Source organism: Salinivibrio kushneri, assembly GCF_005280275.1.
In the GTDB taxonomy this organism is placed as follows: Bacteria; Pseudomonadota; Gammaproteobacteria; order Enterobacterales; family Vibrionaceae; genus Salinivibrio; species Salinivibrio kushneri.
In genome coordinates this window covers 2,707,427-2,721,674 of record NZ_CP040021.1, presented here as the reverse complement: position 1 = coordinate 2,721,674, position 14,248 = coordinate 2,707,427, and the positions used below count along the sequence as shown (strand labels likewise).

Here is a 14,248-nt window from a genome sequence, read left to right as displayed (position 1 = left end):
GCTAGCGTTTAATTGAGGGTTTGGATAAAGCGATTTGACGCTTGGATGGCGCGTTGCATGTCAGCGACTGCGCGGTCTATCTCGCCCGAAAGGGCATCCAGCTCACCTTGTAACGCACCAATTGCGCGGGCATTGAGGTTGTGTTTGAGATAAAGCCGGTTATCTTGCAGCGTGTTCAGTACCGGTGTCATGGTTTGTTCGGCACGACGCATGGCATCACGCAGTCGCTCGTATTCCTCACGAGTCTGGCGTAAGCGCTGCTCACTATCACGCTGCAGGCGTTGATTGGTGTACAAGTCTAATTCGTCTTCCCACTCATCAAACAGCGCTTCAGAGACAGACTCAAGGGCATCGATGCGTTCACGCACGCGGGTGACGGCTTCATGGCTTGTTTGATACTGGCTATCCACTGCGTCGTAGGCGGCTTGTAGCTCCCCACCGTCAAACTGGGTGAGCTGGCTCAAAGCTTGCCGTGCATTTTTAAACTGAGATTGCGCCGCTTGCTGCGCATCAGACGCGTCTTCGACTCTGTCGACCATGATATCGCGTTTATGGATGCCCACTTGCTCCATGGCTGAGTAATAGGCAGACTGACAGCCGGTGAGTAGGGTTAAGCCGATAGCAAACAGAAAGATAACCCGCACAGGCAACTCCTTAATCATAAATCATGTACACTCATTACGCTTAAGGCTAACACAAGGTTAAGGTGGAAGGATGCGCAAAATTGGGATCCTGGATGAGAAGACGTGGTGTCATCACCGTGATTGGTTGATGGCGATGCTGGCCCATTTATGGCGGCGTATGGGCGAAGATCGGCTCACGGTGAGTGCGGGCCATATGGCGTATGTCACGCTGCTATCCCTTGTGCCGTTAGTGACGGTGGTGTTATCCGCCTTTTCGAGTTTCCCTGGCTTTTCCGAGGTGGGAGACACTTTACAGCAGTTTGTGATCAACAACTTTGTGCCGGCGGCTGGCGAGGTGGTTGCACGCTACCTTAATGAGTTTGTGGCCAATGCCGGTAAAATGACGGCAGTGGGGGTGAGCTTTTTGTTTGTGGTGGCCATTATGCTTATTTCGGCGATCGATAAGAGCTTGAACCACACCTTTAAGATTCAGACCAAGCGACCCACAATGATCGCCTTTTCCATCTATTGGATGGTGCTGACCTTAGGGCCGATTCTTATTGGCACCAGTATTGCGTTGAGCTCCTATCTCACCTCGCTGTCGTTATTACAAAGTGGGATTGCCAACGATTTATTTACCACCTTACTACGCATTTTGCCCTTTATCCTGACCACATTGACCTTCATGGGGCTTTATACCTTGGTCCCCAATACGCGCGTGCGTCTGCGTCATGCCTTTGTTGGAGCGGCGGTGGCGAGTATCCTGTTTGAATTAAGCAAGAAAGTCTTCGCCTTGTATGTCACCCATTTTCCGTCGTATCAACTGATTTATGGCGCGTTGGCAGTGATCCCGATTCTCTTTGTCTGGGTGTATTTTAGTTGGTGTATCGTATTGTTTGGTGCCCAAGTGACGGCGACGCTGAGAGAATCTGAACGCTGGTGGTCGCGCGCTCAAGATGCGTCATCTGTTCCTTTAACCATGGAAAAAGAGGAAACCCATGATCGCCCTCATTCAACGCGTGAGTGAAGCCAGTGTGACCGTAGAAGGTACGACGCTGGGCTGTATAGGAAAAGGCTTGGTGGTGCTGCTAGGGGTCGAAAAAGGCGACACCGAGACTCAGGCAGCCAAACTGGCGCATAAAGTGCGCGGTTATCGTGTCTTTGAAGACGACGAAGGAAAAATGAACCTCAATGTGTCACAGGCGGGAGGCGAGTTACTGGTGGTCTCTCAGTTCACCCTCGCGGCTGACACGAAAAAAGGAATGCGTCCAAGTTTTTCAGGCGCATCACCCGCCGACGCTGAACGCCTGTATGAGGTGTTTTGTCACGATTGTCAGCAGGCCGGCGTGAAGACGCAAACCGGTCAGTTTGCCGCGGATATGAAAGTCAGCTTGGTCAATGATGGGCCGGTGACTTTCTGGCTTCAGGTATAATGTGCGCCTAACAGGGAGAGATAGGCATGTTTAAAATCGTCACGCCACGCACAGAGCAAGAGCTTGAGCGTTATTATGACTTTCGCTATCGCATGTTGCGAGAGCCTTGGCATGCGCCGCGCGGCTCAGAGCGCGATGCCTATGATGGCAATGCCTGTCATCGAATGATTGTCGACAGTGACGATGATCCCGTCGCCATCGGGCGTCTTTACTTAACCCCAGACAATGATGGACAGATCCGCTATATGGCGGTCTCTCCCGATTTTCGTAATCGTGGCCTCGGGGCGCTCATATTAATGGCGCTGGAGTCGTTGGCGCGGCAAGAGGGAGCTAAGCGTCTTGTGTGTAGTGCCCGAGAAGAGGCGGTGAGCTTTTATGCACAACACGACTTTGTGCGTCAGGGAGATCTCAGTGATGAACGCGGGCCGATCCGTCATCAACAGATGGTGAAACCTTTAGACCCTTTGTCTGATGTGGTGCGTCATCCTGAGTGGTGTACCGAACTACAGCAGCGCTGGCAAGAGCAAATCCCCATCAGTGATAAAATGGGGGTACAGATCAGCCAATTCACCGGCTATCACTTTGAAGTGTGTGCCAATTTAAATGCCAACCTGAATCCACGTCATACCATGTTTGCGGGCAGTATTTTTAGTCTTGCTACGCTCGCGGGGTGGGGGATGGTATGGCTGTTGATGAAAGAGCGCCAACTCAGCGCGGATATCGTCCTCGCAGACAGCCATATTCGCTACCGCAGCCCAGTGGCAGAACGGCCAAGGGCGAGTGTCTCGCTGGATAACTTGAGCGGTGAGCTGGATAGGCTGGAAAATGGTCGCCGCGCGCGTGTCACGCTCGACGTAGAGTTTTTTAGTGGCGACGATAAGGCCGGCGTGTTTACCGGCACCTACGTATTGCTGCCATCAGACGATGGCGCCACCGCACAGCCTGCGCCTCAGTTGGCACTACTGCGTTAACGCACCCTTGGGGTGGCGGTTTGATAAATCGGCCAATCAATCGATACGGATGTCTCCCCCTGAAGAATGCCCGTGATATCGCCACGATCGGCTTTTAGAGAAAGTTGAGCAAATGGGAACGACTGCGACTGACGCTGTTTGGCCGGCGTTTTTTGAAACCACTCAGAAATTCGCGCTGGCCAGCCTTTATCTGGCATGACATCCGCGTGGCCATCTAATAGGGTGGCAGCGAGTGTGCCACTTAAGCCTACGTTGAAACTTTCAGTATCAGACGCTAGCCCAGACCATTGCCCTTGAAGATCGTGAAATCCGCTTAAAGGCAGCGGCCAGTTGAACCATGATTGATAAAGGGATAAGGGGACGTTGAGGCCGTCAACCTGGAATGACCACGGTAGGCTCGGTGTGTTGTAGTTCCACTGGCCAGAGGCCGCCAATTGCCCGTCAGGAAAGCCCAATAGTAATTGACGTAAGTTGACGTGACCGTCGTTCGCTTCTAACCGCAAATAAGGCTCTGCTAGCCATTGTTGGTTGATGCTGGCATAGCTGGCGCTTGCGGTGAGCGTGCCATCACGCAGTTGCCACTGTTGGTCGCGACTGACACGCAGGTCGCGACCGTCAATATCAATGCCATCCACTTTGACGGGAAACTGCGGCGATAACGCCAACCACTCATTGTGTTTGAGCGACAGATCGGTCACGACGATATGGTGCGGCCAATCTGGCAATGCGCTTATCAGCGGGCTAAGCCGTTCGCGGCTGAGAGTGAGGCCATTCGCGCGTAGTCTATCGATTTGCCAAGCCTGGGGAGAAAATTGGCCGGAAATCGCGATAAACCCTTCGTGCCACTGGCTAGTGAGTTGGTTGACTATCCAATTGTCACCGCGACGTTCCAGCTCCCCTAGAGGCTGCTCCCACGTGTGTCCTTGCCAACGGATATAGTCGGCATTAAACGAAGCGCGTAGCTGAGGCTGATGCCACCAAGGCGACTGAGGCGAAAACATTAATTGTTCCGCTGATAAGGTCAGTGCATTAACCGATAGCCGATCTGTTTCGGCACTGAGTTGACGAACGTCGGCACGATCGATGGTGAGTTGGGTGTCGGACGGCCAATGTGACAAGGCCTCGCGAAGCTGCTGTTGTGTTTGCTCACTGTCTACGATGGCATTGCTAATGGTCAATTGGCTCAAGGCGAGTACACCAGGTTGCCATTGCCCTTGGGCGCTAAAGGCCGCACGTTGCCATTGAAATGAGAGCCCATTCAGTTGCCACCCTTTAGGGGAGGGAGTGGCATCCAGGAGCGCATGAGAGAGCGTGAGGCCGTGCCAATCGATATGTTTGGCTTCCCATTGTGCGCGACCACGGACCGACCCCCATGGTGAGTCGCCCTTTTGCCATTCATCAAGCTGGGCACTCACGTGGCGCGCTTGCCAACCTTGCCCAATGAGATCTAAGTCGTTGAACAAGACACGGCCGATTTGCACAGACGCAGGCAACATCTCTAGGCTAGGCGGTGGCGTGCTCTCAGTCAGATCGATAGCCAGACCATCAATACGCAGCCAATGAATGCGTGGCAATCGCGTGGCATCGAGCTGCACGCGCAGGCGGTCGGCTTGCCAATGTTGGGGACCGACGCGATAGCTAGGCTTGGTGAGGGTCAAACTCAGTGGTTGACGCCAATGATAGACCACCTGTTTGGCGGAGAGATCGCCTGGCAGCCAAGGCGAGACAACATGATGAAACAGCGCGGTGCTATAACGCGTGTGAAAGAGAACTGCTAACACCAATAATGCGGTGACACAGAGAATGAAAAAGCTGGCGAACAGTTTGGCCAGGATGCGCATGAACCAACCCTATCAAGGCAATCAGTAGCAATAAGACTGGCGCAAAAGTGCCGTAACTTCAACTATTAGCCAGTATAACCGTGGGGGAGGTGGCCCCGTATCGCACGCACGATACGGGGCAGGGGGTTAGTCTAGCTTGGGACCCGCTGAGACCAGTGCGGCCCCTTCGGGGGTATCGGTATATTTTTCAAAGTTATCGATAAAGCGCTGTGCCAGATCGTTGGCTTTGCTCTCCCACTGAAGGGGATCAACATAGGTATCACGCGGGTCAAGAATGCCGTCGCTCACTTCGTCGAGTGAGGTGGGCACTTCCAAATTAAAGATTGGAATTGACTTGGTCTCCGCTTTTTCGATGGAGCCATCTAAAATCGCGTCAATGATCGCCCGCGTATCTTTGATGGAGATCCGCTTGCCTGAGCCGTTCCAGCCCGTGTTGACCAAATAGGCTTCCGCGCCGGCGGCTTCCATACGTTTGACCAACACCTCGGCATACTTGGTGGGATGTAAGGTCAAGAAGGCGGCACCAAAGGCGGCAGAAAACGCAGGTGTCGGCTCGGTAATGCCACGCTCCGTGCCTGCAAGCTTCGCCGTAAACCCCGACAAGAAGTGGTACTTGGTTTGCTCTGGGGTCAGCTTAGACACGGGGGGCAGCACACCAAACGCATCCGCCGACAAGAAAATCACCTTGTTTGCATGGCCGCCTTTCGACACCGGCTTAACGATATTGTCGATGTGATAAATCGGATACGAGACACGGGTATTTTCTGTTTTGGTGTTATCGTCAAAGTCGATGGCGCCATTGCCGCGAACGGTGACGTTTTCCAGCAACGCATCCCGGCGAATGGCGTTGTAAATATCAGGCTCTGCCTCTTTCGATAGCTTGATGGTTTTCGCGTAGCACCCGCCTTCGAAGTTAAACACACCATGGTCGTCCCAGCCGTGTTCATCATCACCAATCAGCTGGCGTTTGGGATCCGTAGAGAGGGTGGTTTTCCCGGTGCCGGATAAACCAAAGAAGATGGCGACGTCGCCGTCTTTACCCATGTTGGCCGAGCAGTGCATCGACGCGATATCTTGCAGTGGCAAGAAGTAATTCATCATCGCGAACATGCCTTTTTTCATCTCGCCGCCGTACCAGGTGCCGCCGATGAGCTGCATGCGTTCGGTGAGGTTGAAAACGGTAAAGTTTTCCGAGTTCAGACCCTGCTCGCGCCATTTGGTATTGACGCATTTGGCACCGTTCATCACCACGAAGTCGGGCTCAAAGTCTTTCAGCTCTTCCTCGGTTGGGCGGATAAACATGTTTTTGACGAAGTGCGCTTGCCAGGCTACCTCGGTGATCACGCGAATACGCAGACGAGTGTTCGGGTTGGCACCGCAATAGCCATCAATCACAAACAGGCGTTTGCCTGATAACTGATCAGTGACGAGAGCTTTAAGATCCTTCCATACTGCTTGGTCAATCGGCTTGTTGTCGTTTTTGCCTTGATCAGACCACCAGACGGTATCGCGCGTGGTATCGTCGCGGACGATATATTTATCTTTTGGTGAGCGGCCGGTAAAAATACCAGTATCTACCGCCACCGCGCCGAGCTCGGTCACCACGCCTTTTTCATAGCCTTCCAGCCCAGGTTTGGTTTCTTCCTCGAACAGTTGCTCATAAGAGGGGTTACGGATGACTTCTTTGACATTTTCCAGACCATGACAGGAAAGATCGATGTCAGCGACCTCGGGTTCGACGTTCAGGACAGTCATAGGTGCTCCTTGGGGTAAGATGTTGTTAACTGTCTTTGTGCTAGCAACCTGAAAATGTGACTTCAGGGACTGACTCCATACAAGACGGCACACTGGGGTTATTTTGATTGTAGGGTACGGACCACCAGGTGCCATGTCATAGACATGGTAACGCTTAGTTAATCGTTTGCGCTACCCAAAGACCTATTATTGTTTGTACAAAAATAATGCGAGAAAAAATGTGAGTTAAGTCGGGTAGGTATAAGAAAAAAGCCAGCATAATGCTGGCTTTTGAACTCCGTCAGCTGGATTTGCTTCGGAGCGCTAAATATGTAGCACGCTGTTATTGCATTTGTGAGGAAGAGTCCGCGTTTTGCTCGAAAATGGCTGCCACATCAACACTATCGAAAGCGTAGTCTGTACCACAATAATCGCAATGCAAATGAATGGTTCCCATTTCTGCCACCATTTTATCCACTTCGCTGCGCTCAATGGCGGCGATGGCGCTGGCACTGCGCTCACGTGAGCAGCTGCATTTGAATACCACCTCTTGTGCGGGATACAGCGTGACTTTTTCCTGGTGGTACAAACGATGCAGCACATCTTTAGCAGGCAAGCTAAATAGCTCTTCGTTTTTGATGGTGTCGGTAAGCTGAGCAAGGTGTTCAAAATCGCCCTCGTCGCCTTTGCCGTCGGGGAGCACCTGTAGCATCATCCCCGCCGCATGCGGTTTACCTTCATGCTCACCCGTACGCAACCAAAGGCGGGTCATCAGTTGCTCTGAACGGGCGAAGTAATCTTCAAGACAGGCTTGTAAGCTGTCAGATTCCAGACCGACGATACCTTGATAGCGTTCACCTTCGACAGGCTCGATGGTGATGATGAGTTGGCCTTTCCCCATCATCTCCGGCAAGGTCGCATCGTCTTTGATGTCGCCTTTGACGCGCGCGGTACCACGCAGCTGTTGGTGATGATCCCCATTAATCACCGCGAGAGAGACAGGGCCATCGCCTTGCAGTTGCACTGTGATTGAGCCGTTAAACTTGAGTGTCGCGGTCAATAAGCTAGTCGCGGCAAGCATCTCTCCCAGCAAGGCATTGACCGGTGCCGGGAAATCTTGGTTTTCCAGTATGCGCTGATAGGTGTCATCGAGCTTAACCAGCTCACCACGCACAGACACATCTTCAAATAGGTAACGGTGTAGTTGATCGTTTGACATGCAATTTCTCTCCGGCAATGGCGCGCTCGCGGCCTTAGTCTATGCCTTGTTTAAACTTACGAATATCTCGGCGTTGCTTTTTATCCGGTCGCCCATCGGGACGCGGATTGTGTGCGTTCAAGCGGCGCATTTCTGACTCGCGCTCGCGCTTGGCGAGGCTGCTCTCGGTTTCTTGGTACAGGGTTTGCGCGATCGGCGCTCCCTGTCGCTGCTCTGAAAGTGCCATAACCGTGACGGTTTTTTCATCATGGCCTTGGCGAAGGCGGATTTCTGCCCCAACCTCTACCATTTTACTCGGCTTAGCACGCTGGCCATTGTACTGCACTTTGCCGCCATCTATCATGTTGCGCGCAACGGAGCGCGTTTTGTAAAAGCGGGCGGCCCACAGCCACTTGTCCAACCTGACCGCCGTCAAAGGCGTTGATGTGTGGTTTTTCATCATCCAACTCCTGCGCAATCTGGATCGGCGACATTAGCACAAAATTTACTTTAGAGCAGTATCACAGCATCGCGGTTTCGCTGCCCGTCCAGTCGATGACTTCGATAAAATACCGGTCTATGACTGAAAAAGTCTCACTATCACAATGCGTTTTTGCTAGCATGCCCAGCTTTTCGTAATCTAATGATGGAACTTGCTGGCAAAAAAAGCCATCAATGGATAAACGGTGACCCAAATTGGTTTAAAAGGCATGATCTCTCAGGCAGGACGCCAACATAATCGCTTCTCTTTGTCGCCACAAACACTGCGTCGCGCTGCCCCTTGGCTCAATATTGGCCTAGTCTGCGTGCTCGCATGGTTGGCAGGTCGTCTGGTGTGGGCTTTTTATCAGCCTGCGCCTCCTACGCAGTCGCCTGTGGTGCACGAAGCGTCCACCTCTCAATCACCCGGGAACAGGCTGTCTCTTGCACCTGTGATCAATGCCCAGCTTTTCGGGCGTTATCAAGCCTCGAAGGCGCAGCGTCGACAAGCAGTGAGCGAGGTGCCGGAAACACGCTTGCAATTAACCTTGGTAGGGGTGGTGGCCAGTGACCAACCATCCCGCGCGTTGGCGGTGATCGCCAATCGCGGCCAGCAGGCCACCTATGGGGTGGGTGAGCAGGTAAACGGCACCCAAGTCAGTATTGACCAGGTGTTGTCAGATCGGGTGATCTTACGCCAGGGAACACGGCGAGAGGCATTGTTGATGCCAGGCGTAGAGGCGGATAGCACGCCGCAAACCGTCTTTTCACCGTCAAAAGGGGAGGTAGCGCCCCCAAAGCCCACGCCCCATGAGGGAGCCAGCACTGACTGGCCGGTCAATCTTGCGCAGCAGCTCAATCAAAATCCTCAGCGTCTATTTGATTATGTGCAGCTCGCGCAAGTGGGTGATGCCAAGGCGCTGAAAGGCTTTCGTCTCACCCCTGGGAAAAACCCGGTGTTGTTTGAACAATCTGGGTTGCAACCAGGAGACATCGCGATTGCGATTAATGGCCTCAAGCTCAGTCGTTCGGTGGCACTGCCTGACATTCTCAGTCGCATTCAACAACAGGGCACGCTTGATCTGGTGGTCGAGCGGCAAGGACAGCAACATGACATCTCGATTCAATTATAAATTACAACCACCGCTGCGCGCGGCAGTAGGAGCGTGACGTGAATTTAAGGCAACGACTGATCCCCTATTTCATCGCTGTGACTTTTCTTTTCTCTGGGCTGTCGGCGAGCGCGGCGGAATTCAGTGCATCATTTAAAGGCACTGACATTCAGGAATTTATTGAAATTGTGGGCCGTAACCTAGAAAAGACCATCATTGTCGATCCCTCCGTGAGAGGCACGGTCAACGTCCGCAGCTACAACACCCTGACCGAGGAGCAGTACTATCAGTTTTTCCTCAATGTCCTAGAAGTGTATGGCTTTGCGGTGGTGGAAATGGATAACGGCGTCGTCAAGGTGGTACGTGACAAAGATGCCAAAACCTCGCCCGTGCCAGTGGTCGGTGAAGCTGACAACGTGGTGGGCGATGAGGTGGTCACGCGAGTAGTGGCGGTAAAAAACGTCTCGGTGCGTGAGTTGTCGCCGCTGTTACGTCAGCTTATCAATAATGCCGGGGCGGGAAATGTGGTGCACTACGATCCGGCCAATGTGATCATGATTACCGGACGTGCCGCGGTGGTGAATCGCTTAACCGATATTATTCAGCGCGTCGATCAGGCTGGTGATAAAAAAGTCGAAGTCGTGCGTCTTGATCACGCGTCAGCCGCGGAAATGGTGCGGATTGTCGACACCCTCAATAAGCGTGATAACGCTAACACCCGCCCTGAGCTATTAGAACCACGCATTGTCGCCGATGAGCGCCTGAATGCGGTGTTGGTTTCTGGTGAGCCCAAAGTCCGTGAACGGGTGATTGAACTTATCAAACAACTCGACCAAGAAATGGCGACCACGGGCAATAGTCGCGTGATTTATCTTCGCTACGCCAAAGCGGAAGACGTGGTAGATGTATTACAGGGCGTTTCGGATAATCTTTTGAAAGAAAAAGAGAAAAACGCCAAGCCGAGCGTGAATGATCAAGCAGTACAAATCTCCTCGCATCAAGGGACCAACTCGCTGGTAATTACCGCCCCGCCTGATATTTTAAAAACCCTTGAAAGCGTGATTTCCCAGCTCGATATTCGCCGCGCACAAGTGTTGATTGAAGCGCTGATTGTGGAAATGTCGGAATCCGATGGCGCGAACCTCGGCGTACAGTGGGGCTCGCTGGAAAACGGCGGCATTCAGTTTAATAACGCAGGGGTGGGCGTAACAAGCTATCTCACGGGACAAAAAGCAGCAGAAGATACAACGCGCACTGAAGTGCGCTATCGAGATGATGGCACACCGTACAATGTTCCTATCACCGAATCAGGCGACTACTCGGCGCTTAATGAAGTCTTAGGTGGCTTAAATGGCTTGGCGGCTGGCGTGGTCATGGGCGATTGGACCGCTTTGGTGACGGCCGTGGCGTCGAATAATGAATCCAATATTCTGTCTTCGCCTAATCTGACGGTGCTGGATAACCAAGAAGCCTCGTTTGTGGTAGGGGAAGAAGTGCCCGTCATCACTGGTTCGCAAACGGGCTCGAATAACGATAACCCGTTCCAAACCGTTGAGCGTAAAGATGTGGGCATCAAACTGAAAGTGACCCCGCAAATCAATGAAGGCTCGGCGGTGCTATTGGATATTGAGCAGGAAGTGTCCAATGTATTGGGTGCCAGTGGCGCAGTGGATGTGCGTTTTGGTAAGCGCCAGTTGACCACCTCTGTGATGGTGGGTGACCAACAGATGATTGTGCTAAGTGGTTTGATTGATGAGCGCACGGTAGAGAGTGAGTCCAAGGTGCCTGTGCTGGGGGATATTCCCGTGTTAGGGCACTTGTTTAAGTCGACCTCGACTCAGACTGAAAAGAAGAACCTGATGCTGTTTATTAAACCGACCATTATTCGTACTGGTTTGACCGCGGATGGTGTGACGCAGCGTAAATACAATTATATCCGCGCCGAGCAATTACAGCGCGCCCAAGAGGGCGTGAAGCTGATGCCCGACGCTGAGAAACCGGTGCTGCCGGACTACAATAGTGAGGCGGTGATGCCAGCCGAGGTACGCGTGCTAAAAGCGGAGCTAGCAGGATGAGTGATCGCGCGGCAGAGCTCAGCCGAGATCCAAACGCTGCTTGGCAATTACCGTTTGGCTTTGCCCGTCGTCATGGGGTGATATTACTCAATGACACTGAGGGTAGCGAGCGCACGCGCTTGCTGTGCTTGTCCTCCGTAACGCCAGAGACCTTAGCAGAAGTACAACGGGTGTTAGGGGGTAACTTAGCACCTGAAATCGTCTCGGACAGTGACTTTGACCAACACCTCACCCGTTTGTATCAACGTGATAGCGCCGATGCCCAACAGTTAATGGCGGATATTGGCGCTGATGCAGACAGTGATGATTTTTTCTCTCTCGCGGAGGAATTGCCACAAAGCGAAGACCTGCTGGAATCGGAAGATGATGCGCCGATCATCAAGCTCATCAACGCAATGATGGGAGAAGCGATCAAAGAAAGCGCGTCTGATATCCATATTGAAACCTTTGAGCATGCGTTATCGATTCGCTTCCGCGTCGATGGGGTGTTACGAGAAGTGCTCTCGCCGAGTCGCAAACTGGCACCGCTGTTAGTCTCTCGAGTGAAAGTGATGGCCAAGCTGGATATTGCCGAAAAACGCGTACCGCAAGATGGCCGTATTTCAGTCCGTATTGGTGGTCGTGCGGTGGATGTCAGGGTGTCGACCATGCCCTCCTCCCATGGCGAGCGAGTGGTCATGCGTTTACTCGATAAGCATGCGGTCCAGCTTGACTTAGCCCAGCTAGGTATGGCGCCTGACCTTCACCAAGGGTTCCGAGCGCTTATTCGCAAGCCTCATGGTATTTTGTTGGTTACTGGGCCGACCGGGTCGGGGAAATCCACCACCCTATATGCCGGGTTACAAACCATTAACAGTGAGGATCGTAATATTCTCACCGTTGAAGATCCGATCGAGTTCGATCTGGCCGGGATCGGGCAAACTCAGGTAAACCCCAAAGTCGATATGACCTTCGCGAGAGGGCTGCGTGCGATGTTGCGCCAAGATCCTGACGTGGTGATGGTGGGGGAAATTCGCGACTTAGAAACCGCTCAAATTGCAGTTCAAGCCTCCCTGACCGGCCATTTGGTGATGTCCACATTACATACCAACACCGCGATAGGGGCGGTGACCCGCTTGCGCGATATGGGGATTGAGCCTTTCTTGCTTTCATCATCGTTACTCGGGGTATTAGCACAGCGCTTGGTTCGTACGCTGTGTGAACACTGCCGTGTGCCCTATCAAGCCGACGACACGCAGCAACAATTGTTTGTGGATGTGGGGCTTGCTGATCAAGGCGATCCCATCACCTTGTATAAACCCAGTGGTTGTGAGCATTGCCACCAAAAAGGCTATCGCGGCCGCACCGGGATCCATGAACTGTTGACCGTGGATGAGAAGGTACAAGCGCTGATTCATCATGATGCCGGTGAGCATGCCATCGAGGAAGCCGTGCGAGCGCAAAGCCCCAGCATTCGCTATGACGGCTTGGCCAAGGTGCTGAACGGGGAAACCACCCTGGAAGAAGTGATGCGAGTGACCAAGGAGAGTTAATGGCTGCCTTTGACTACCAAGCACTGGACGCGCGAGGACGTAAACGCAAGGGCGTGATTGAAGCCGATACGGCACGTCAAGCGCGACAGCAATTGCGCGACAAGGGCTTTACTCCTCTCGAGGTCCAGGCCACGACCCGTCAGCGTGCAACACAAAAAAGCACGGCCTCTCAACCACTTTTTCGTCAGCGCGGACGCGGTATTAGCACCCAGGAGCTATCGCTAATCACCCGTCAGTTGGCGACCTTGATTGAGGCGGCGATGCCACTGGAGGAGTGCTTAAAAGCGGTGGCAGAGCAGGCCGAGAAACCGCGAATTGGCAGCATGATGACCAGTGTGCGCGCGCGAGTGATGGAAGGGTATACACTCGCCGATGCCTTGGCGGACTACCCGCAGGTGTTCGATGAACTCTACCGGGCGATGATTTCGGCGGGTGAAAAAGCGGGCCATTTGGGCACTGTGCTTGAGCGGCTGGCTGACTATGTGGAAAACCGTCAACGCATTCAAGCGACCTTGCTGCAAGCCATGCTGTATCCGGCGATTTTGACCTTTTTTTCGGTGTTGATTGTCGCCTTCCTGTTGGCCACCGTGGTGCCTGATATCGTCGGTCAATTTGTCCAAACCGGGCAATCACTGCCCGCATCAACTCAGTTTCTCTTAAACGCCAGTGACTTTATTACCCAGTGGGGCGTGTGGGTAGTCAGTGGGCTAGCCCTTGTCAGTATGGGTATTCGTTGGTTATTGAAAGACACGCAAAGGCGCTTGGCTTGGGATAAGCAAAAGCTTTCTCTGCCCATTCTTGGCCGTGTTGCTCGCGGCCTCAATACATCGCGTTTTGCTCGTACCTTAGCGATTTGCACCGCCAGTGCGATCCCCTTGTTGGACGGAATGAAGGTTGCCGCGCAAGTGATCACTAACCAGTATGTGCGCAAACGGGTATTAGAGGCCGCCGACAAAGTGCGTGAGGGGGCCAGCTTGCGTGTTGCGCTTGACCAATCTGGGCTGTTTCCGCCGATGATGCTGCATATGATTGCTAGCGGCGAGCGCAGTGGAGAATTGGAACCCATGCTCTCACGCGCAGCTGACAACCAAGACAAAGATTTTGAGGCGCAAGTGAATGTTGCCTTAGGGATATTTGGCCCGTTAATGATTGTACTGATGGCCGGATTAGTGCTTTTTATTGTGGTGGCCACCTTGATGCCAATCATTGCCATGAACGACATGGTGGGTTTGTGATTTGAATAATTTAA

At 53.0% G+C, this 14,248-nt stretch carries 12 protein-coding genes; 7 read left to right on the top strand and 5 right to left on the bottom strand.

Features of this window, described 5'->3' with window-relative positions; translation table 11 throughout:
* Positions 1-8: 8 nt before the first annotated feature.
* Positions 9-644, bottom strand: coding sequence for a DUF2959 domain-containing protein (locus tag FCN78_RS12520; protein ID WP_235607599.1), 636 nt, complete (start codon positions 642-644; stop codon positions 9-11).
* 70 nt (positions 645-714) lie between these two features.
* Between FCN78_RS12520 and FCN78_RS12515 the strand changes: the two genes are divergently transcribed.
* From FCN78_RS12515 to FCN78_RS12505, 3 genes are read left to right on the top strand one after another with little or no spacing between them, the layout of a single operon-like run.
* A complete protein-coding gene (locus FCN78_RS12515; RefSeq protein ID WP_077649791.1) occupies positions 715-1,650 on the top strand; it encodes a virulence factor BrkB family protein in 936 nt (311 codons plus the stop codon).
* Positions 1,622-2,056: a D-aminoacyl-tRNA deacylase gene (dtd, locus tag FCN78_RS12510; RefSeq protein ID WP_069360797.1), complete on the top strand. Its 435-nt coding sequence runs from the start codon at positions 1,622-1,624 to the stop codon at positions 2,054-2,056. The genes FCN78_RS12515 and dtd overlap by 29 nt, the downstream gene beginning before the upstream one ends.
* 26 nt (positions 2,057-2,082) lie before the next feature.
* Entirely contained in the window at positions 2,083-3,027 is a 945-nt protein-coding gene (locus FCN78_RS12505) for a bifunctional GNAT family N-acetyltransferase/hotdog fold thioesterase (protein ID WP_077457381.1), read from the top strand.
* Here the strand turns inward: FCN78_RS12505 and FCN78_RS12500 are convergent.
* The 4 genes from FCN78_RS12500 to hslR form a co-directional block, all read right to left on the bottom strand.
* Positions 3,024-4,868: an AsmA family protein gene (locus tag FCN78_RS12500; RefSeq protein WP_077659641.1), complete on the bottom strand. Its 1,845-nt coding sequence runs from the start codon at positions 4,866-4,868 to the stop codon at positions 3,024-3,026. The two genes, FCN78_RS12505 and FCN78_RS12500, sit on opposite strands and share 4 nt — an antisense overlap.
* A 126-nt stretch (positions 4,869-4,994) precedes the next feature.
* Positions 4,995-6,623, bottom strand: coding sequence for a phosphoenolpyruvate carboxykinase (ATP) (pckA, locus tag FCN78_RS12495; RefSeq protein WP_077457377.1), 1,629 nt, complete (start codon positions 6,621-6,623; stop codon positions 4,995-4,997).
* 322 nt (positions 6,624-6,945) lie between these two features.
* Entirely contained in the window at positions 6,946-7,821 is an 876-nt protein-coding gene (gene hslO, locus FCN78_RS12490) for an Hsp33 family molecular chaperone HslO (RefSeq protein WP_077659642.1), read from the bottom strand.
* 34 nt (positions 7,822-7,855) lie between these two features.
* Positions 7,856-8,260 carry a ribosome-associated heat shock protein Hsp15 gene (gene hslR, locus FCN78_RS12485; RefSeq protein WP_106407200.1) on the bottom strand — a complete coding sequence of 135 codons (405 nt, stop codon included), beginning with the start codon at positions 8,258-8,260 and terminating at the stop codon, positions 7,856-7,858.
* Between the two features lie 226 nt (positions 8,261-8,486).
* Here hslR and gspC point away from each other — a divergent pair, with 226 nt between their 5' ends.
* From gspC to gspF, 4 genes are read left to right on the top strand one after another with little or no spacing between them, the layout of a single operon-like run.
* On the top strand, positions 8,487-9,413 hold the full coding sequence (gene gspC / locus FCN78_RS12480; protein WP_069360803.1) for a type II secretion system protein GspC: 927 nt from the start codon (positions 8,487-8,489) through the stop codon (positions 9,411-9,413).
* Between the two features lie 56 nt (positions 9,414-9,469).
* Positions 9,470-11,467 carry a type II secretion system secretin GspD gene (gspD, locus tag FCN78_RS12475; protein ID WP_198534770.1) on the top strand — a complete coding sequence of 666 codons (1,998 nt, stop codon included), beginning with the start codon at positions 9,470-9,472 and terminating at the stop codon, positions 11,465-11,467.
* Positions 11,464-12,999, top strand: a complete 1,536-nt coding sequence (gene gspE, locus FCN78_RS12470) for a type II secretion system ATPase GspE (protein ID WP_077659644.1) — start codon at positions 11,464-11,466, stop codon at positions 12,997-12,999. The genes gspD and gspE overlap by 4 nt, the downstream gene beginning before the upstream one ends.
* A complete protein-coding gene (gene gspF, locus FCN78_RS12465; RefSeq protein WP_077659645.1) occupies positions 12,999-14,234 on the top strand; it encodes a type II secretion system inner membrane protein GspF in 1,236 nt (411 codons plus the stop codon). Before gspE ends, gspF begins: the two co-directional genes overlap by 1 nt.
* Positions 14,235-14,248 lie beyond the last annotated feature (14 nt).

What these genes read in the sequence shown, in the direction of transcription:
- hslR (WP_106407200.1), bottom strand. Translation starts at nt 8,260, where the DNA reads ATGAAAAACCACACATCAACGCCTTTGACGGCGGTCAGGTTGGACAAG.
- hslO (WP_077659642.1), bottom strand. Translation starts at nt 7,821, where the DNA reads ATGTCAAACGATCAACTACACCGTTACCTATTTGAAGATGTGTCTGTG.
- gspE (WP_077659644.1), top strand. Translation starts at nt 11,464, where the DNA reads ATGAGTGATCGCGCGGCAGAGCTCAGCCGAGATCCAAACGCTGCTTGG.
- gspF (WP_077659645.1), top strand. Translation starts at nt 12,999, where the DNA reads ATGGCTGCCTTTGACTACCAAGCACTGGACGCGCGAGGACGTAAACGC.
- dtd (WP_069360797.1), top strand. Translation starts at nt 1,622, where the DNA reads ATGATCGCCCTCATTCAACGCGTGAGTGAAGCCAGTGTGACCGTAGAA.
- FCN78_RS12515 (WP_077649791.1), top strand. Translation starts at nt 715, where the DNA reads ATGCGCAAAATTGGGATCCTGGATGAGAAGACGTGGTGTCATCACCGT.
- FCN78_RS12500 (WP_077659641.1), bottom strand. Translation starts at nt 4,868, where the DNA reads ATGCGCATCCTGGCCAAACTGTTCGCCAGCTTTTTCATTCTCTGTGTC.
- FCN78_RS12505 (WP_077457381.1), top strand. Translation starts at nt 2,083, where the DNA reads ATGTTTAAAATCGTCACGCCACGCACAGAGCAAGAGCTTGAGCGTTAT.
- pckA (WP_077457377.1), bottom strand. Translation starts at nt 6,623, where the DNA reads ATGACTGTCCTGAACGTCGAACCCGAGGTCGCTGACATCGATCTTTCC.